Source organism: Gordonia iterans, assembly GCF_002993285.1.
GTDB lineage: Bacteria > Actinomycetota > Actinomycetes > Mycobacteriales > Mycobacteriaceae > Gordonia > Gordonia iterans.
The window spans coordinates 1,410,287-1,429,936 of the sequence record NZ_CP027433.1 but is presented as its reverse complement, the minus strand read 5'-3'; the positions used below and the strand labels follow the sequence as shown (position 1 = coordinate 1,429,936).

The following is a 19,650-nucleotide window of genomic DNA, read 5'->3' as shown; positions in this document are numbered from 1 at the left end:
GAGGAGTGCGAGTACGGCGCGACTTCCTATGCGTTCACCAGGCGCCTGTGTCGGCCCGGATCCACATGAGCAACTCCCCGAGCATGTTGGTACCACGTTCTTCACATGCCGCGGCGCCGCACGTGCAATCGCCCCAGAAGTTGTCGTGGTGCTCGTTTCCCTCGACCAGTCGAGCGCACCCGGTGGCCTGCAGGCGTTCCGCCATCTGTGGAACCTCGAACTTGACGGCCAGGACCTGGATCATCGCGCCGACGCGACCTCCGACCTGCCAATCCTTCCGCACCGGCACGCTCTGCCCGAGTCGTTTGGCCTCCCCGGGTGACTCGGCGTCGAGGATCTTCCGGCGCGTGCGATCGTCGTCGGCCTTCAGCGCCTGGTAGGCGTGCTCGGCACTGGGTACGCGACCAAGAACGGGCATCTCGAAGTCCACCTGGAAGAAGTTGGACAGGAAATAATGGTCTCCGCGAAACCGATTGATCGCCTCGTGTTCGCTCATGCCCCGATCGTCCCATCCGGCTCCGACACCATCAGCGGCTTCTTCGCTCGACGCTCCTTCTCCCGACTCCAGTTCGGCGCACGCTGCACGCCGTATCGCTCCTGGTATCGCTCCCAGGTCAGAGGTGTCCCGTCAGTATCGAGATGCACCTTGGTATGACGGCCGAGCCGCTCGAACCACAGACCGCACTCGTGGCATTGCGACTGTGCGCCGTCGTCCTCGATGTGGCCGTACTGTCCGAGACGGTACGGCTCGGTCGGCGCCCAGGTGTCCACCGGTCGGGAGCGCAACAGGGCCTTCGTCACGAGGTTCACGGCAACGCCCATCCGGTCAGCGAGGTCTTTCAGGTTCCGGTGCTTCTTCGCCAGATCCACCAGCGCCTCCTCCCACGTCGCGAATCCGGCCTTCCCCAGCCTCCGCGCCCACAGGCTGTCGGCCTCGCCATCAGCACGGGGCACGCTCCGCAGCGTGAATTCCGCGGGGAGGCCGTACTTCTCGCGGTACGACTCGGCGCTCAGCGCGCGGCCGTCGTCGCCGCGGTGCGACGACACATGCCGGTCGAGGTGCTCAAACCACAGACCGCACTCGTGACACTGCGTCCGCGAGCCGTCGTCCGCCAGATACCCGGGGCCGCTCAAGCGATGAGGAGCAGTCGCATCCCACACCGACGCCGGTCGATCCCGGAAGAGGGACTCGGCCGCAGTGTCTTTCCGTCCGCAGTCGACGGCGAGGTCTTTCAGGTTCCGGTGACCCCGAGCGAGCCCGGCCAGCGCCTCCTCCCACGAGGAGTACCCGAGCTGAGCGAGCCGCGGCCGCCAGTCCTCGGTGACCGCCGGAGCGTTCCGCGGAACGCTCCGCAACGCGGCATCCGCGGCCAGGCCGTGCCGCTTCCGGTATGCCTCCGCGGTGAGCGGCCGTCCCTTGCCGTCCACGTGCACACCGACGTGACCGCGCATCAGCATCGCGAACCACAGTCCGCACTCGTGACATTGCACGCGCTCACCGTCGTCTTCCAGGTGGCCGAATGTACTCAGCCGGAACGGTTCGGTCGGCGCCCACGTGCCCTCGGGCCGAATCTTCAGCAGTTCCTTCACCACGGAGGCGTCCTTCACTCCGACCTGATCGGCGAAGTCGCGCAGATTCCGGTGCGACCGCGCCAGGTCGGCGAGCACCTCGTCCCACGTGCCGTACCCGGCCTCCGACAATCGCCGGGTCCATGTTTCACTCGCGCCGCGCCGCCGCCCCAGCTCGCCCTCGAGGCCGGGCCCGGTACTCGTCGAACGTCAGCGGTTCTCCGTCGTCACCGGAGTGCGCCGAGACATGCGAGCCCACTCGCCGGTACCAGAGTCCGCATTCGTGACACTGCGACCGTTCGCCGTCGTCCTCCAGATGTCCGAACCGGCTCACTCGGAACGGCTCGGTGGCAGCCCACGGGTCGCCGGGCGCCTCTCTCGCGAGCACGGCGGGCAGCGCGTCACCGCGCACACCGAGCCGCTCGCCCAGTTCGGAAAGACCGAGATGGTCCTGCGCCATCGCCGCGAGGGCGTCCTCCCACGACGCGAACCCCGCCTCCTGCAGGTGCGCATCCCATTGGCCGGACAGCGTCTCGGGGGCGCCGTCGCTCCGCAGCGGCAGATCCGCCGGCAGACCGTGTCGCTTCCGGTACGCCTCCGCGCTCAGCGGACCGCCGTCGTCGCCGGTGTGCCAGGTCAGGTGGCGATAGAGCACCCCGAACCACAGCCCGCACTCATGGCACTGCACACGCGAGCCGTCGTCGTCGAGCATGCCGAAGACGCTGCTGCACAGTTCTTCTGTCGCATCGAACGGGTTCTCCGGATTACCGACGGTCATGCGTTTCAGCAACGAATCGCCGCGCACCCCGACCAGGTCGCCGAGCTCCGACGGCCCCAGATGCTCGACGATGCCGTGCCGCAACAGCCCGGCCGCCCCCTCGAAGCCCGCTGCGCGCACCTGAGCGTCGAACGTGCGGAACGAGGACACCTGGTGTCCGTTGGCGACCTTGCGTCGCCGCATCGCCCCACGACGCGCTTCGCGATCGAGCCGCCAGTCGGGGTCGAGCCGGTCGAGCGCAGCTACCGCACGCCGTGGCAAGCGTTTGGTCTTCGACTCGTGCCGCGTCCGGCTCAGCCACGCCGACAACCGCCCCGTCGTATTCAGCAGCGTGCCGTACCTGTCGACATGGTCCCGTGCGACGACGACCATCCGCTGCCACAACGGGGGAAGCACCACGCCGTGGGCCATGCCCACCGTCCTCGCCTGCTGATGGGTGATGCCCAGTCTCGCGGCGATGTCGGACCACGTCTTGTCGTGCTCCACCGCCCAGTCCACCGCCGCCTCCCACGACGCCCACCCGGCAGCTTGCAGCCGCTCCGTCCAGAGCCTCCGCGCCCGGTCATCGTACTCGGCGGCCACCGCCCCGCCCTCGACGTAGGTGCCGGGAAGGAAGCGCGGGACCGCCAGCGGGCCAGCCCGATCGACACGCTGCATCGCGTTGGCCCGAGCCGTGTTCCGGACGTCGTCGCTGGCGAGCCTGGTCGCCGCCGGAAGATCCCACTCGTAGCGGTACTCGTCGTCGGACATGCCGTGCGCGAGCCGGATGTGAGTGGTCAGCGACCGGTACCAGTCGCCGCACTCGTGGCACTGTACGTGCGCACCGTCGCAGGCAAGCACGCCTCGCACCGGTTCGCTGCCAGTCATCGTCGTCCCCGCCCGCACTGCACCCCGCACCGCCCCACGCAAGCGACGATGTCACGACAGGAGCTCGACACCACACCGAACGCCTGGAGCACGTGCGAGCCGCGCGTCGGTCGTCAGCAGCGACCCTGCATCGAGAAACTCTGCCAGGGCCACGTAAGCGGCATCGTACGCAGACAGATTGTGACGTAGTTCCCAGATTCGTGACCGCAACCAGTCCATCGGATACCTCGTCAGCGACATCGCTGTGAATCCGCGTTCGGCATAGTCGGCCTGTAGCGCAGTGATCCGTTGCCGACGCTCCAACGTCCGCAGCACGCTGAGCACCTCGCAGTCGATCAGGTGCGGAACGGCGAGTTCGTTGATTCCGAGGGCATCCGGGGAAAGGCCGCCCAGGAGCAATTCGACAATGACGCCTGCATCGACGACCTTCACTCGCGCCGGCCTGCTGTCAGAGCGGACAAGATGTCGTCGCGACTGACCGTGGTTCCGACCGCGGACTGGGTTACTCGCACCACCTCGAGGTTGCGTCTGCTCACCTCCGCTCGCCGGGCGATGGCCTCGAGCTCACCCCGCAAGTACTGCGAGAGCGACATTCCCCGCGCCCCCGCCGCGCGCACCAGCGCGTCGTGCGTCTCGTCCGCAAGCCCGCGAACCTGGATCACCCTGCTCATACGGCTAGAATAGCCACGATGCATGCATTCTGCACCCTCTCGACGCGACGCTGCGCCTCGAACCAGCTAGGGCGACTTCGTGCCTGACAACTCCCTGAAGCCTGCGAGCGCAGCTGGCACACCGTTCTCCGTCACCTCGCTGCCCGTCTCAACCCGCGCAGACGCACCCGGAGCATGCCGCGTGTCGTCGAACGCAAGTACACCAAGAGGCACGCGAGCGAGCCAACCACGCCATCTGGCACCAGCGATCCGGACCGCCGAGCTACACCGGTCTCAGTCAATGACTGAACGGTGTTGAAAGACTGCGCAGCTCTCGACACGACGCGAGAGGTCACCACACCCACCCCAACCGGGCCACGTCTCGCGGCACATCTGCACTGATGAGAGCTCCGCAGAGATTGACCAGTCCGCCAGAGGGCCGCACCGCTCAGTGTGTCGAGGAAGCCCCTCGCAGTCAACGTGGTCTCCGCAGGTCACGGAGTATAGAATCGAGGGGCTCCGTCGACGACTTCGGTCGTCGACCTTCGTTGAGGCCTTTCACCGCATGCACAATCCCTGGGGGTACCTCGCCCGTCGACGACTTCGGTCGTCGACCTTCGTTGAGGCCACATCATCCGAGCGTTGGCCGGTCAAGGTGCACGCCTCCGTCGACGACTTCGGTCGTCGACCTTCGTTGAGGCCCCCGTGAGGTCACCGTCCAGATAGACGACGTACGGGCCCGTCGACGACTTCGGTCGTCGACCTTCGTTGAGGCAGCGCCAAGCCGGTGATGACGACGGGGATCGCGGGCCCGTCGACGACTTCGGTCGTCGACCTTCGTTGAGGCAAGGGGGAGCGGACCATCATCACCAAGCACGGAAAGCCCGTCGACGACTTCGGTCGTCGACCTTCGTTGAGGCACGGCCCGGCACGTCGAGCAGCTGCAAGCCAAGCTAGACCGTCGACGACTTCGGTCGTCGACCTTCGTTGAGGCATCGCCGCCGACCTCGGGCACCTCGCCAGCAAGCCGTCGACGACTTCGGTCGTCGACCTTCGTTGAGGCTGAGAGAGAACGCAGTATGACCAGCACCGAACCGTCGACGACTTCGGTCGTCGACCTTCGTTGAGGCGACTGCTGGAGCGCGTCCTGGACAGGCGGGTTCCGGCGGCCCGTCGACGACTTCGGTCGTCGACCTTCGTTGAGGCCGTCCAACTCGCCACCAGAATTGAAGCGAGGCAACCGTCGACGACTTCGGTCGTCGACCTTCGTTGAGGCGACCCGGCGGTGGTGGCTCAGGCGCAGGCGGCACGGGATCCGTCGACGACTTCGGTCGTCGACCTTCGTTGAGGCCTCTGGGATCCGCCCGAGATCAGGCAGGTCAGCAGCCGTCGACGACTTCGGTCGTCGACCTTCGTTGAGGCTCAGGGGAAGTGACCGAGCGAGCCTCCGTCTGGTCGAGGCCGTCGACGACTTCGGTCGTCGACCTTCGTTGAGGCGCGAACCCCGACACCACGAACGGATGTTGACCCCCGTCGACGACTTCGGTCGTCGACCTTCGTTGAGGCGTTGAACCCGAGATCGAGGACAACGAGGACGGCACCCGTCGACGACTTCGGTCGTCGACCTTCGTTGAGGCTCCTCGATGTAGTTCCCGTTGTCGTTCTTCGACGCACCCGTCGACGACTTCGGTCGTCGACCTTCGTTGAGGCTGGCCGCCGACACCGAATCGCCATGCACCGGTCGCCACAACCGTCGACGACTTCGGTCGTCGACCTTCGTTGAGGCGCGATTGCGTCTCGGGTGTCACCGGCGTACCCGGACCGTCGACGACTTCGGTCGTCGACCTTCGTTGAGGCAGGCCCCCCAACAGTGCTCGCTGCCGCTGATCACGCGACCGTCGACGACTTCGGTCGTCGACCTTCGTTGAGGCGTCCACTCGTCGCTCGCCGACGAACCAGACCTCGGCAAGGCCGTCGACGACTTCGGTCGTCGACCTTCGTTGAGGCCGCTTCGGCGTGACGAATGGCGAGCCGTGGCTGATCCCGTCGACGACTTCGGTCGTCGACCTTCGTTGAGGCCAGACCCAGTGCGTGGCCTGCGGACTCATGTGGCCGTGCCGTCGACGACTTCGGTCGTCGACCTTCGTTGAGGCGAGAACGAGTCTTCGAGGATCTTCATTACCGGCACTACCGTCGACGACTTCGGTCGTCGACCTTCGTTGAGGCCAGACGGGCAACTGGGCGACGTGCTCGGTGGCGTACATCCGTCGACGACTTCGGTCGTCGACCTTCGTTGAGGCCTGATCGCCTTGAACGCGGCGACGTTCCAGTCAATCCGCCGTCGACGACTTCGGTCGTCGACCTTCGTTGAGGCGACCATCCAGGGATTGCTGCTTACCACCCTTAAACCGTCGACGACTTCGGTCGTCGACCTTCGTTGAGGCGCAGTGCGCGGGTCGGTCTCTCGGCGACGACGACGCAGATCCGTCGACGACTTCGGTCGTCGACCTTCGTTGAGGCGATCACCGAGCATGCCGTCTCCGCATGGATCCAGCACCGTCGACGACTTCGGTCGTCGACCTTCGTTGAGGCAGATGTCACACCCGTTGGCCAGGGCAGATTCATACTGCCGTCGACGACTTCGGTCGTCGACCTTCGTTGAGGCGGCTGATAGTGCGGTGCAACCTGCTCGCACCGTGTCTGCCGTCGACGACTTCGGTCGTCGACCTTCGTTGAGGCGGCGGTGTCGGCGGCGGGTACTGCTGTTTCGGCGGCGAACCGTCGACGACTTCGGTCGTCGACCTTCGTTGAGGCGAGATAGCCTGCCCCGAGGGTGAGCTTCTTTCGCAGACCGTCGACGACTTCGGTCGTCGACCTTCGTTGAGGCGCGGCCTTCGTCAACCGGTCCTGGTCGAGGTGCTTGAGCCGTCGACGACTTCGGTCGTCGACCTTCGTTGAGGCCTGGACAAGCAGATCAAGCTCACCCCGAAGACGGATTGGGCCGTCGACGACTTCGGTCGTCGACCTTCGTTGAGGCCCCGAGGTCGACACGTCCTCGTTCCCGGCCCAGCCGATCCGTCGACGACTTCGGTCGTCGACCTTCGTTGAGGCCGCCGCATTCTTCATCGGCCGCGGGGCCGAGCCGGAGGCCGTCGACGACTTCGGTCGTCGACCTTCGTTGAGGCCAGTACAGCTCCAACGACCGGGACCTGTCGAACGCCCCCCGTCGACGACTTCGGTCGTCGACCTTCGTTGAGGCACGTCGGCGGCCCGCCAGATCGTGAAGGCGATGCGGGACCGTCGACGACTTCGGTCGTCGACCTTCGTTGAGGCACCTGGACCATCGACAGCGCAGGCCGCAGCAAGCACACCCGTCGACGACTTCGGTCGTCGACCTTCGTTGAGGCACGGCTAGGGTGATCGCGACCAGTTCAGTGATGTCGCTCCGTCGACGACTTCGGTCGTCGACCTTCGTTGAGGCTTCGAGCGGTTCGGCGTAACGCACGTCAAGGGTGGTGGTCCGTCGACGACTTCGGTCGTCGACCTTCGTTGAGGCTCGTTCGGGGGCAGGGACTCCTGCGCCTCGGTGCGCACCCGTCGACGACTTCGGTCGTCGACCTTCGTTGAGGCACACGGAAACTACGCACCGCACTGTCGGCCATGCCTCCGTCGACGACTTCGGTCGTCGACCTTCGTTGAGGCGCCTACAACAACGCTCCATCCTTGGCGATGAACGCGCTGCCGTCGACGACTTCGGTCGTCGACCTTCGTTGAGGCGCGCTCGCACTGGGGCCTCCCCCTTGCGCGGCGCTCTCCGTCGACGACTTCGGTCGTCGACCTTCGTTGAGGCGCGATCCCGGCGGTCGGTGACCGTGTCGGTGTGGCCGTCGACGACTTCGGTCGTCGACCTTCGTTGAGGCATCGGGTGCGGCCACCGCAGGGTCGGGTCGACCGGCCCGCCGTCGACGACTTCGGTCGTCGACCTTCGTTGAGGCGGGACGGCGAGGCCGGAGACGAGCGCGAACGGCTCGCCGGCCGTCGACGACTTCGGTCGTCGACCTTCGTTGAGGCCGGTCGACACGCACGCTCATCGGAGATCGCCCCGCCCGTCGACGACTTCGGTCGTCGACCTTCGTTGAGGCCTGAAAGCCGAGAGCGTGCTGAGGCCCCTGGCGACGCCCCGTCGACGACTTCGGTCGTCGACCTTCGTTGAGGCAATCGGCTGTAGGCAACACCGCCAGGCAACACCGAGGGCGCCGTCGACGACTTCGGTCGTCGACCTTCGTTGAGGCGCCATCCCTTGACCCGGCGGCGCTGAATGCGTTGGGCCGTCGACGACTTCGGTCGTCGACCTTCGTTGAGGCACGGTGCGCAGCTCCCGCTCCAGTTCCAGCGTGCCGTCGACGACTTCGGTCGTCGACCTTCGTTGAGGCGCCGCCGCCGCGTCACCCGCCGACGTCGCAGCAGCATCCACCGTCGACGACTTCGGTCGTCGACCTTCGTTGAGGCCAACAGGCCGGTATGGAGCCGGAGCGTTTGGAGCCCGTCGACGACTTCGGTCGTCGACCTTCGTTGAGGCGACATCGAGCTCGTCGAGGGCGAAGGCAGAGTGTCCGTCGACGACTTCGGTCGTCGACCTTCGTTGAGGCATCCGCTGATCGCGAGACGCTTCTCGGGGCCGCACCCGCCGTCGACGACTTCGGTCGTCGACCTTCGTTGAGGCTTGAACACCGGGAAGAACCTGCTAGCGCCGCCGACGGAACCGTCGACGACTTCGGTCGTCGACCTTCGTTGAGGCGTCTCAATGATCCCGATTAGATCGTTGACAAGGCCGTCGACGACTTCGGTCGTCGACCTTCGTTGAGGCCGAGACCGGTGTCAGCCCAGATTGCGGCGCGCTGGGTGCCGTCGACGACTTCGGTCGTCGACCTTCGTTGAGGCTTGATATGGAGCGGTCGTCAGATCAATTACGGAAGCCCCGTCGACGACTTCGGTCGTCGACCTTCGTTGAGGCCCGGCGAACACGGCCATATGGCCGCCCGGCTTCAACACCCCCGTCGACGACTTCGGTCGTCGACCTTCGTTGAGGCCAGACGGGGCAGATGTGGCCGTCGTCGGTGAGCCATCCGCCGTCGACGACTTCGGTCGTCGACCTTCGTTGAGGCGACCGGATGACTCGGCTCCGGAATCGGTGGCGTGAGCGCCGTCGACGACTTCGGTCGTCGACCTTCGTTGAGGCATGAACGTGTCGTCATACAGCCGTCCCATGCGGCTCACCGTCGACGACTTCGGTCGTCGACCTTCGTTGAGGCTCCCCCGCCCACTGATCGTACGCGTCTACGATAGCGCTGACCGTCGACGACTTCGGTCGTCGACCTTCGTTGAGGCAGCAGAAAAACGCCGCCCATCTGCCCGGACGCATTCGACCGTCGACGACTTCGGTCGTCGACCTTCGTTGAGGCTCTCACCTCGCGGGGTAACCGTGAGCACTCCGATAGCGCCGTCGACGACTTCGGTCGTCGACCTTCGTTGAGGCGAAACACGCGAGGGGGATGACGCGGACGGGGTGGTCCGTCGACGACTTCGGTCGTCGACCTTCGTTGAGGCGCTCCTGTCCGCGAAGCTCCGGCGGCCGGTAGCCTACCCCGTCGACGACTTCGGTCGTCGACCTTCGTTGAGGCGAATGCTCATCGGGTCTCACCCGCCTCGGCTTCCAGCCGTCGACGACTTCGGTCGTCGACCTTCGTTGAGGCGTGAACCCTCCAAACTCAACCGACGCCGCGAACTGCTCCCGTCGACGACTTCGGTCGTCGACCTTCGTTGAGGCCGGGAACCACACCGTCTCGCCGTCCGATGACGTCGTGACCGTCGACGACTTCGGTCGTCGACCTTCGTTGAGGCAGGGGCGGGGTTCATAGTCTCGGCCCCGTGGTGTACAGGCCGTCGACGACTTCGGTCGTCGACCTTCGTTGAGGCCCGTACTCGCCGGGGGTGAGTCGGTAGGTGTGGGTGCCGTCGACGACTTCGGTCGTCGACCTTCGTTGAGGCGTCATTGAGTCTCACGTGCTTTCAGGACAATCTCAGGCCGCCGTCGACGACTTCGGTCGTCGACCTTCGTTGAGGCCAAAAGTATCCCGACCTGACACCAGGACTGGTCAACCGTCGACGACTTCGGTCGTCGACCTTCGTTGAGGCTCCGGTAAGGTCCATTCCTAGAACGTCATCGCCGTAGGTCCGTCGACGACTTCGGTCGTCGACCTTCGTTGAGGCCGAACTCGTTCATCGGCCCGCTCCCCACATTCGCCCGTCGACGACTTCGGTCGTCGACCTTCGTTGAGGCCATGAGGTACCGGTCGCCCGATTCTTGGAAGACTACGCCCGTCGACGACTTCGGTCGTCGACCTTCGTTGAGGCATAACGTCGTACGCAAGGTCATTACTTACGTAGTACCGTCGACGACTTCGGTCGTCGACCTTCGTTGAGGCCTGGAGGGTGAGCACGGATACGCCCACCATGAGGTGCGGCCGTCGACGACTTCGGTCGTCGACCTTCGTTGAGGCTCGGCAATTTCACTGTGCGGCACGCCAAGCAATTCGGCGCCGTCGACGACTTCGGTCGTCGACCTTCGTTGAGGCAAGGTCTCCATGATCACCGTGCCGTGCTCATCGCGGGTCCGTCGACGACTTCGGTCGTCGACCTTAGTTGAGGCGGGCTGGTCCATGATGAGACTCGGCGGGCGTTGGAGGCCGTCGACGACTTCGGTCGTCGACCTTCGTTGAGGCAAGTAGGGGACCGCTTGCCAGGCATATCGCGTAGCCCAGCCGTCGACGACTTCGGTCGTCGACCTTCGTTGAGGCGATTACTCGATCAGCGGATACCGTACGCCGCTTACCCGTCGACGACTTCGGTCGTCGACCTTCGTTGAGGCCGGGCACCGGTCTCGTCGTCGCGGGCGTCCGACAGCCGTCGACGACTTCGGTCGTCGACCTTCGTTGAGGCTCGTCTCCGAGGAGCAGGCCGCACGAGTCCTCGTCGTCCGTCGACGACTTCGGTCGTCGACCTTCGTTGAGGCGGGCGGCACTGAGCCGATCCGGTTCAGTGCAGGGGAGGCCGTCGACGACTTCGGTCGTCGACCTTCGTTGAGGCCGTATGCCGCTTACTGCGGAGACATTGGCAGAGCTTCCGTCGACGACTTCGGTCGTCGACCTTCGTTGAGGCTTGGTAATACCCACACTAGCGCACCACTAGCGGCCTGCCGTCGACGACTTCGGTCGTCGACCTTCGTTGAGGCACGGCTGAGTCGGGGCGTGCGATAGCTGTGTGGTGCCCCGTCGACGACTTCGGTCGTCGACCTTCGTTGAGGCCAGGCGAAAGCGCCTAAGCGTGAACGCCCCGTCATCCGTCGACGACTTCGGTCGTCGACCTTCGTTGAGGCGCCCGCTATATGCCGTCTGCGCCTACGGGTGGGCATTTCCGTCCGTCGACGACTTCGGTCGTCGACCTTCGTTGAGGCGCCCGCTATATGCCGTCTGCGCCTACGGGTGGGCATTTCCGTCCGTCGACGACTTCGGTCGTCGACCTTCGTTGAGGCCAGAACATCCACCTCACAGCGCACGACAACTTCGCGCCCGTCGACGACTTCGGTCGTCGACCTTCGTTGAGGCGAGGCGGAGCGTGCCGCGGATGACTCCTTCCGGCCTGTCCGTCGACGACTTCGGTCGTCGACCTTCGTTGAGGCGGATACGGGCCGGCTGGTCGCCACCCTGCGCGGCACCTCCCGTCGACGACTTCGGTCGTCGACCTTCGTTGAGGCCCTCAACCTGATGGTGTACGGCTCCTCCGGAAGCCGTCGACGACTTCGGTCGTCGACCTTCGTTGAGGCCTGACGTACGTACTGCGGCGAGACGTGCCAATCATCCGTCGACGACTTCGGTCGTCGACCTTCGTTGAGGCGGGCCGCAGAAGGCATGCGAGATCGCCGGCTGCACCGACCCGTCGACGACTTCGGTCGTCGACCTTCGTTGAGGCTTCGAGGAGGGCGTCACGCTGCGGACTTTCCAGCGCCCGTCGACGACTTCGGTCGTCGACCTTCGTTGAGGCGAGAAGTTGCAGGCCGAGCGGAAACGCAAGTACGAGGACCGTCGACGACTTCGGTCGTCGACCTTCGTTGAGGCCTCGTGGGAGGACGTCTCCGATCTGATGGCGTCCCGTCGACGACTTCGGTCGTCGACCTTCGTTGAGGCCTCCCTTTAGCGAAAAACCTGTGGTGGGGGAGACGTGGGCCGTCGACGACTTCGGTCGTCGACCTTCGTTGAGGCTTACGGTGCGCCTTGTGAAGCGCGCTATGTCGGCTGGTGCCGTCGACGACTTCGGTCGTCGACCTTCGTTGAGGCTTGCCCCACGCCAGGGTGCCAGCTTCTAGATCGTCGGGTCCCGTCGACGACTTCGGTCGTCGACCTTCGTTGAGGCGCGACAGGAGTAGGTCAAGCCCAGCGCCACGACCTTGCCGGAGCGCTGACCTGACTCCCCATCCGAAGCCGGAAATTATACGACGAAGTCTGTGTCGTCGGTAGTAGTCCGGCGACAGCCCAAGTAAGTGATGGACGTGCTTCCTGTCGTCGCCGTGGGTCCAAGTCTGCAGAACAGAACCGAATCAACTCGGCCATCAATTTCTGCATTCACCTTGGCACGCATCCTGACTTCTTGTGCATCGGTAACATCAACCAGGAACACACTGAACTGGATCCGATCACCAAAGGACTGAAGGATATTAGCAAGTCGCGTCCGCCTCCGGTCGTCGACGATATCGTAAGCGACCAATAACCGTGACAGCCGAGCAGTCATCGGGTCCGGATGCCCACGTAGTGGTGGCCGGTGCCGTCGAGAACACCAAGCAGCATCCGTGCCTGCACCTCGATCGCACGACGCCAGCTCACCTTGTACTTGTACACAGGGTGAGTGAATTCCTGTGAAACTCGGCGCTCGTACTCTTTTGTGATCGCCTTTCGCCCGGTAGTCGACAAGCGCATCGCGCCGAGAAGCGAATGAAAGTCGACTGTCGTCAGTTGCCCGTTATTGATCACCGAGAGAACTACAGAGTCGGCGATGATCGGCCGGAACTGCTCCATGAGGTCGAGAGCCAGCGCTGGTTTGTTCCGCACTGCCGAGTGAACAAAGCCCGCGTGAGGGTCGAGACCGCACGCATGCAGAGCTCGGACACACTCGGCGGCCAGCAACCCGTAGGCGTAGTTGAAAGCTGCGTTCAGCGGATCACGTGCTCTTCGCCCGGCACGACCATCGAAGCCGTCGACGAACAGCGGATCAGCCCCGTTCGCGATACAGCTTCCGAATTCTCGGAAATACAATGCCGCAGCCTCACCCTCCAACCCAACGATTTGGGAGACGCTCTGCGCCTGGTCTATATTCCGGCTTATTTCTCGCATCTTCCGAACTATCTCGATAACGTCAGCACGCGAAGACCTCCTGAGCTGTGTCGCCTGATTTGCAACCTTTGGCGCGATCATCTCCCTGGCAATGAAAATGTCTCCGACGGAGGAACGTACATGTTGCTGCAGACGCGGCAGACCATTGGGGGTCCGCGCGGATCGCGCGTGTCCGACGACCCTACCGTTGGACGAGCACCACACGATCCCGTAACCGCGCCACAGCATTTCACGAATCAGCGCCGACGAGACGTCGACGTTCCCATGCACTACCAGTCCGACGACCCGTTCGACCGGTAGTGAGGCGACTTCCTCACGAGCCTTCTGAATCACTACACGCCCCGACTTCAGCGACGCCCGACTCCCAGCGGTGGTCAAATGCAGAACCTCACCACCGGGGTTGCTGACCGCTACACGCCGAACATGATTGAGCTCGTTTCGATGGTGTTCATCGGGCAGGCACACGCTCACGTGAGAACAAAAGCGACAACGCGGATCGTCAACCAGCGGCGGTGGAGCGGTCTGACGGTCGACGATCTCACGAGTCATATCGACCCACTTCCGCGCCTCGTCGAAGTCGGACTCTGTGAGATCAACGGACACGCTCCGGCGATGATTCGTGAAATACACCTCCTGCGACTCGATGACGACTCCGCCGGACTCCAGACACAATCGCTGGAGGGCCAACTGAACGATGTTGGATGCCGTTACTTCCGGAACACGACGAGTCGGCGTCGCCTTGTACTCGACGATCGAAACCCGACCGGGTAAGTGCCTTACTACGTCACACTTGCCCACGATGCCCAGGTCAGAGTGATCAATATCCATCGATGTGGACTCGATCGGGGACACACGCGGCGAATCGACTCGAGCATGAGCAACGAGGCCAGCCTCGATCTGCGCGCTGTCGACCCGCTCCCCGACCGCTTCCAGCCAGGCACGACGCTCACAGAACACCGTGTGCACGACGAGGCTGATCGGCAGTTCCGTTCGATTCCCGCCGTCCATGTCCATCTCAGTTCTCGCCGTCCATGTTCACCTTTAGAAGGGCTCGAAGACGCCGGTGAGAACTTGCCTTTCGGGTGCCGAACTGCTGCCACCCTTCCTGATCGGAAAAACGACGGCGCCGCGCAGCCCCGAACGCCGAAGCTCGTACCGGGCGGCGGACAGGAGAATGCTCCAAGCTCCGTCCGTTGTTCGTTCGCCGAATACCGCGTCAGAGAACGACTTCGATCTGACAATCCGACGGATCTTCGCCAACGAAATCGGAGTTGTCGACATCGGCACAGCCATCAGGCGCGGATGAGTGATATTCGTCGGCCATGCTCCAGGCGTCACTGCTACGCCATCGAGACGCGGATACAAGCGAAATGCGCTGATTCCCCACAACGCGCACCAGGCAACTGCATCATCGACTGGTTGCGGAGGCACTAGCCCGGTGCCGGTCCGGGAGTCGAGCTTGCCCGCCGAATCCTGGACGATGTCACCGGCCAAAGAACTTGCCACCGCGCTCGCGTCGCGTCCGGATAGCTCGATCGCCATCGGCGCGAGGCGATTCCGAGTGAAGTCCTCACCACGGTTCCGCGTCTTCATCTCCCACCGCGACGCACCTTGGTCCGGCAACGCGTCCTTCTCACCAGCCTGCCAGTATCCCGGCTCGCCCAACGCCTGGAGCATCTGGCCGTCAAGCCAGGTAAAATCCGAGTTCGCGTCAATGACTGATCGACGTTGGTCGAATAGCGCTGCCCAAGCCTCGAGGCTCTCCGGAGCAGCAATCCGGGGACTGAACAGTCCGATCTCAGACTTCTTCGAACCCTTCTGGATGAACGTTCTAGCTTGCACCCATGAATCCGGCGCTGCGTGACGGCTAGCGTGCGCCACCACCGACTGAGCCAGCACGTCCATGTCCACCGTTGGCCCAGACACCGTCGGCGCTGGGTTCGATTCGTCACGCCAGCGTAGACGCAGACTCCGGTGCCCAGCCTCCTCGAGAATCGCGATAATACCGAAGCTTGCGAAGTGTGTTAGGGCCGAGGTATGCGACCCTCCGATCACGATCTCGGTCATGCCCCCTCCTTCGAGACCATGCAGTCCGCAGCCCTCAGAATAGCTTCCAAGTAGGCGCACTCCCACGTTCCCCATCGGCGTTCAGTCAGGTCCATGAGTTCTTCCCAGCCCCCTTCGTCGAACAATCCGCGCGCAACTGACATGAGTTCCGGCGTTTCACCGGACAGGACTTCGTCAGCGGAGTGCACGAATCCCGATCGGCCGCGCCCATGACTCGAACCGATCAACCTCAGCACCAGATCCCTGAACTCCGGATCGTCCGATTCGAGCTCAGCAGACGCATATACGACCGACAACTGCTCATGTCGCCATCCCCGCGCCAAGTTCACGCGTGATCGTCGCCGCTTCGGCTCACCGGCGTCCCGACCTGCGCTCTTCGCAAGAACGCGGTTTGAGTCGCCGCCAAGAATCTCCTGGAATCCGGAGTGTCGCTTGCCTTCGTCGTGGAACCTGCCAGCCCGTTCCAGGGCATCGACGAGATACGAAGACAGTCCGAGCCGGTTGCCCAACTCCCTCGCTCTGGCAGCGACATCCTCTTGGTGCGACGACAGGAGGACCGCGGTGCCGGTCCACGACTGGCGCGACTCGTCGTCCGACCGGTCCGGATCCGCATCGGCGATCACCACCCACGCCAACCGCTGACCGGCGTCCTCCGGCAGCGGCGGAGCGGTCACCTTCAGACGCGCCGCTGAGACGCGTAGCTCCCCCGCCTCACCAAGATCCTCGACGAAAGCATCCATAGCACGCTGTGTCGCCTGTTCCTCGGTCTCCCCGTCAGGTCGATCTTCAATCGCATCCCTGACAGCCGACGTCAGATCACGTAAGACGACCCAATCGGGATCATGACCGTCGACATAGACCTCTACGCTCTCCGGTGGGCCCCAGACCGTGGCGTCCGATGACTCGCCGTCCTTCGCCACGATCAGCCGGTTGTCGACGATGGGATGTGAGGCGTCGACAATGAGGACATCCCCGGGTCGAATGTCGATCTGATCATCGCTGAGGTCCACGACGTCGAGTTGCCCGGCCCGACGCAGGAACACGCGCGCGTACGGTGCCTTCGCGCGCCGAATCACCTGATCGACCACCTCTCGGGCCGTTCCGATACCAACCGGATACACCTCGTCGGGAGACACCGGAGTGGCGCGTAGAAGCGCGAGGGCGTCGAGGTCGTCGATAGGCAGCGGCCCACGCCGCACCAGACCGACGCCGGCCGGCTCAGCCGAGAGGTCGTCCCGTATCCAGCGATCAAGGTCGACGGCAGCGATCTGCTCCTCCGACGTCGAGCTGAACGCCTGCACGTCTCCGAGTTCGATCCGGGAGAGCACGGCACGACATCGAGCTCCCTGAGGTGCCGAATCGATCTGGATCTGCACGGGTGCCAGGCCGCTGGGGTCATCAGCTCTGCGCTGCAGCCATTCGAACGATTCGGTGAGTTCATCCTGTTCATAGGGTCCGCTGCCCGCCGTCGGCGCGACCTCCGGCACGACGACGACACACGGCCCGGAATCACGCCGGCCGAGTCGGTTAACCCGGCCCGCTCGCTGGGCGATGGCGGAGCCAGGAGCGAGTTCGGTGACCAGGGCCGCGAGATCCACATCCACTCCGACTTCGAGTGTCTGTGTCGCCACGATTACGCGAACATCGGGGTCTCCATCGACGGTGAACGCCCTGGGATGACGCTCTTGCTGTTCGCGCAAGTCAAGAGGGCGCATGGGACCCACCCACAGAATGACTGCTTCCGGACCGAGTTCGGCCCCGAGCGCACGTGCGACTTCGCGAGCCGTGAACACCGAGTTGACTATGCACCCCACAGTTCCATCACCATCGCGCTCCGCGACCTGCTTCCTGACGAGACCAGCGATCTGCTTCGCGTAGTTTCGCGACGGTCTCCGGGCTCCCGGCCAGTGCTCACTCGCAACCAGTTGTACCGGCTTGGGCTTCTGCAGCCGATCACGAAGAACCGTATCGATAAGAAGGTCGTCAGGTGTGACGCCGACCACCTCTTGTTCTTCTGCCGTCGGTGTCGCAGTGGTCGCCACGACCTGGACCGCCGGAATCGCGATGCCGTCGGCCGACTGCAGGTCGCGAACTCGGCGTGTGGAGATCAGCAGTTGTTCGTTCAGGTGCGCCTCGTCGAGCACCATGACGGTGTCGCGCGCGAGGGCTCCTGCCTCGCGAGGCCAAGCATTCCGCGACGAGCCGTACCCGCCGAAGAGCAGACGACTGCCGAACATGTCCGGAGTCGCGCAGATCACGGCGCAGGCCGCGGGGTCATCGATCCAGTTGGAATCCCTCGGCATACCGCCGCGCAGGATGCTCGACTGAAACGGTTTCGCGACGTCCGCCACGGTACTCAACGCCTGGAGTCCAGCCGAAACACGCTCAGTAATCGATTCCGGAGGCGCCGTCCTCAACGACGTCAGGACAGTCTCCGAGGCATGTCCGTAGTGGGAATCGACGATCGCTCGCCTACCGACTACCACTGCCAGGCGGCGAGGAACTCGAGGTCCGACACCAACGCCGTCCAGCGCGTTGACGAACAGGTGGACGTCGACGACGCTCGACTTCCCAGATCCGGTCGGAGCGTTGATCGCGTCCGGCCAGCGACCGTTCTCGACGATGTACCGGCAAAGTCGCGATTGCCACTGGAACGGGGGAAAACCGTTGACTTCGGAGAAGAATGCCGGGAAGTCGTCCAGACTGAGTTCGCTCATCGTCCTGCTCCGAGAATGTCGGCGACCGCGGGCTCCACGTCCATCGGTACGAGAAGTCCGCCACCGAGATGCCGACTCTGCCCGAGCGCGACGAGTCCCCTCTCGTCGACAAGAGACCCTGGCGCGAGAATCAGCTGGTACGGCTGCACGACGACCCCTTCAGGCACCTTGTGGGCATACCGGCCCACGTTCGAGTCCGGGATCGGCGACGCCTGAATCACCGCCGCTCCCGTCGCTTGGACGCGATCGACGATCTCTCTATACCGCGCGCCTGCGGGACCTTGCGACGGTTTTCCGAGTCGGTCTCGATACACGAACCCGACGGACAGCAGCGCGGAATCGCCGAGTGTCCATTTCCGTCCCTCGACCGCCTTCTGTCGACGTGTCTCGGGAACTACCGCCGCCGAGCACCACAATCTGCGGGCGCCCTCGGCTGGAGTCTCCCAGAACGTGCTCGCCTCCAGAAGCGTTCGATGTCCGAGCCGGATCTCGCCCACGCCACCGCGATAGAGACGACGCACCAGGTCGACAATGGGAGCGACCTCGGCTAGCGCGTCGTCCGAGACCAGCAACGCGAACCCTGGCCCGAGTTCGGCGTGGCTGGACAACTGCATCGACGTCTCGTCGACGTATTGGATCGCCACACGATTCGCGGGCCGTCGCGCGCCCTCCGGGTAGCGTCCGGTGACCGCCGAGTTGGCCTCCGTCCCCAGAGCGGCGACGAGCGCACGATGCATCGCGACTGCCCATTGCACTCGGTGAGGCGCCTCGATGTGCTTGTCGACGGCAATGTGGACGAGGTGTTCCCACGGTGCCGGAGCTTCCTGGTCCTGCGGATCGTCATCGAGCCGGTCATAGCCGAGGTGAATCGCGCAATCGTGCGTGATCCGGGGCGCAAGCGGCTTCTCTGTGCTTTTCCACTTGTCCCCCGACACCGACGGCGTCCGTGCTGGCTGCGCGCGTTCGTACAGCGAGTCGAGTTCGTCGGTCCGACCGGCCGAGGGAACGCTCAGCCTGATGGCGACCGAAGCGAACGGGCTCTCCGACCGCGAACGGCGATGCGTCGGTTCGATCTCACGGACCTCGAGCACGACCGGAGACTCCGTCTCCCCGAGGCACGGCACGTCGGCGCACAGTTCGTCGAGGGAGGAGGCAATCTCTTCGGGAATTGAATCCCAACCCCAACCGATCGGACCGGCGAGCGCCGTCGAGTCCGCGACGAACCGAGTCGACTTCCGCCTTGACGGGTCCGTGTTGACATTCTCGACCACACCCTCATCCATGTAGGCGTACGGCCGATCTGTCGAGACACCAGTCTCCCAGTCCGGGAGCTCGACATACTCCGGTGGATTGTCCTCCAGCCATTGGAGTGCACGTTCGGACGACTCGACACGACGCAATCCACCCGACTTCGGCACCGCAGAAGAACCATTGCCCGCGGCCGCCACGAGAGCGGAATGGAGTCGCAGAGGAGATGGCAGCAGATCATGTCGTTCGCCCGCGGTATGGCCTCGGTACACGCCCAGCGGGAAGCTCGCGCGTATTCCCACAACAGCCAT

General features: G+C 64.2%; 10 protein-coding genes and 1 CRISPR repeat array. All 10 genes read right to left on the bottom strand.

All coding sequences use genetic code 11. The annotated features are described in order from the left end of the window. Positions 1 to 34 precede the first annotated feature (34 nt). Positions 35 to 496 carry an NADAR family protein gene (locus C6V83_RS06710; RefSeq protein WP_105941737.1) on the bottom strand — a complete coding sequence of 154 codons (462 nt, stop codon included), beginning with the start codon at positions 494 to 496 and terminating at the stop codon, positions 35 to 37. Next, complete coding sequence (locus C6V83_RS06705) at positions 493 to 1,701, bottom strand: hypothetical protein (protein ID WP_105941736.1); 1,209 nt, start codon at positions 1,699 to 1,701, stop codon at positions 493 to 495. The genes C6V83_RS06710 and C6V83_RS06705 overlap by 4 nt, the downstream gene beginning before the upstream one ends. A gap of 16 nt (positions 1,702 to 1,717) precedes the next feature. Beyond that, entirely contained in the window at positions 1,718 to 3,214 is a 1,497-nt protein-coding gene (locus C6V83_RS06700) for a MucR family transcriptional regulator (protein WP_105941735.1), read from the bottom strand. A 51-nt stretch (positions 3,215 to 3,265) separates the two neighbouring features. After that, positions 3,266 to 3,646, bottom strand: coding sequence for a type II toxin-antitoxin system VapC family toxin (locus C6V83_RS06695; RefSeq protein WP_105941734.1), 381 nt, complete (start codon positions 3,644 to 3,646; stop codon positions 3,266 to 3,268). Beyond that, positions 3,643 to 3,885, bottom strand: coding sequence for a hypothetical protein (locus C6V83_RS06690; protein WP_105941733.1), 243 nt, complete (start codon positions 3,883 to 3,885; stop codon positions 3,643 to 3,645). Before C6V83_RS06690 ends, C6V83_RS06695 begins: the two co-directional genes overlap by 4 nt. Before the next feature lie 498 nt (positions 3,886 to 4,383). Then, positions 4,384 to 12,333: a CRISPR direct-repeat array (repeat unit 36 nt; unit sequence CCGTCGACGACTTCGGTCGTCGACCTTCGTTGAGGC). Positions 12,334 to 12,408: 75 nt separating this feature from the next. Further along, on the bottom strand, positions 12,409 to 12,708 hold the full coding sequence (cas2, locus tag C6V83_RS19065; RefSeq protein ID WP_105941732.1) for a CRISPR-associated endonuclease Cas2: 300 nt from the start codon (positions 12,706 to 12,708) through the stop codon (positions 12,409 to 12,411). Further along, positions 12,705 to 14,321 (bottom strand): CRISPR-associated endonuclease Cas1, encoded by a 1,617-nt coding sequence (gene cas1 / locus C6V83_RS06680; RefSeq protein WP_234353906.1) that lies wholly within the window; start codon positions 14,319 to 14,321, stop codon positions 12,705 to 12,707. The genes cas2 and cas1 overlap by 4 nt, the downstream gene beginning before the upstream one ends. 27 nt (positions 14,322 to 14,348) lie before the next feature. Beyond that, positions 14,349 to 15,374, bottom strand: coding sequence for a CRISPR-associated protein (locus C6V83_RS06675; protein WP_105941731.1), 1,026 nt, complete (start codon positions 15,372 to 15,374; stop codon positions 14,349 to 14,351). Then, a complete protein-coding gene (gene cas3g, locus C6V83_RS06670; protein ID WP_105941730.1) occupies positions 15,371 to 18,091 on the bottom strand; it encodes a type I-G CRISPR-associated helicase/endonuclease Cas3g in 2,721 nt (906 codons plus the stop codon). The genes C6V83_RS06675 and cas3g overlap by 4 nt, the downstream gene beginning before the upstream one ends. Beyond that, entirely contained in the window at positions 18,088 to 19,650 is a 1,563-nt protein-coding gene (csb2, locus tag C6V83_RS06665) for a type I-G CRISPR-associated protein Csb2 (RefSeq protein ID WP_105941729.1), read from the bottom strand. Before csb2 ends, cas3g begins: the two co-directional genes overlap by 4 nt.

Coding starts and splice junctions, on each gene's coding strand:
- C6V83_RS06710 (WP_105941737.1), bottom strand. CDS start 496: ATGAGCGAACACGAGGCGATCAATCGGTTTCGCGGAGACCATTATTTC.
- C6V83_RS06700 (WP_105941735.1), bottom strand. CDS start 3,214: ATGACTGGCAGCGAACCGGTGCGAGGCGTGCTTGCCTGCGACGGTGCG.
- C6V83_RS06690 (WP_105941733.1), bottom strand. CDS start 3,885: ATGAGCAGGGTGATCCAGGTTCGCGGGCTTGCGGACGAGACGCACGAC.
- cas2 (WP_105941732.1), bottom strand. CDS start 12,708: ATGACTGCTCGGCTGTCACGGTTATTGGTCGCTTACGATATCGTCGAC.
- cas1 (WP_234353906.1), bottom strand. CDS start 14,321: ATGGACATGGACGGCGGGAATCGAACGGAACTGCCGATCAGCCTCGTC.
- C6V83_RS06675 (WP_105941731.1), bottom strand. CDS start 15,374: ATGACCGAGATCGTGATCGGAGGGTCGCATACCTCGGCCCTAACACAC.
- cas3g (WP_105941730.1), bottom strand. CDS start 18,091: ATGAGCGAACTCAGTCTGGACGACTTCCCGGCATTCTTCTCCGAAGTC.
- csb2 (WP_105941729.1), bottom strand. CDS start 19,650: ATGGCTGTTGTGGGAATACGCGCGAGCTTCCCGCTGGGCGTGTACCGA.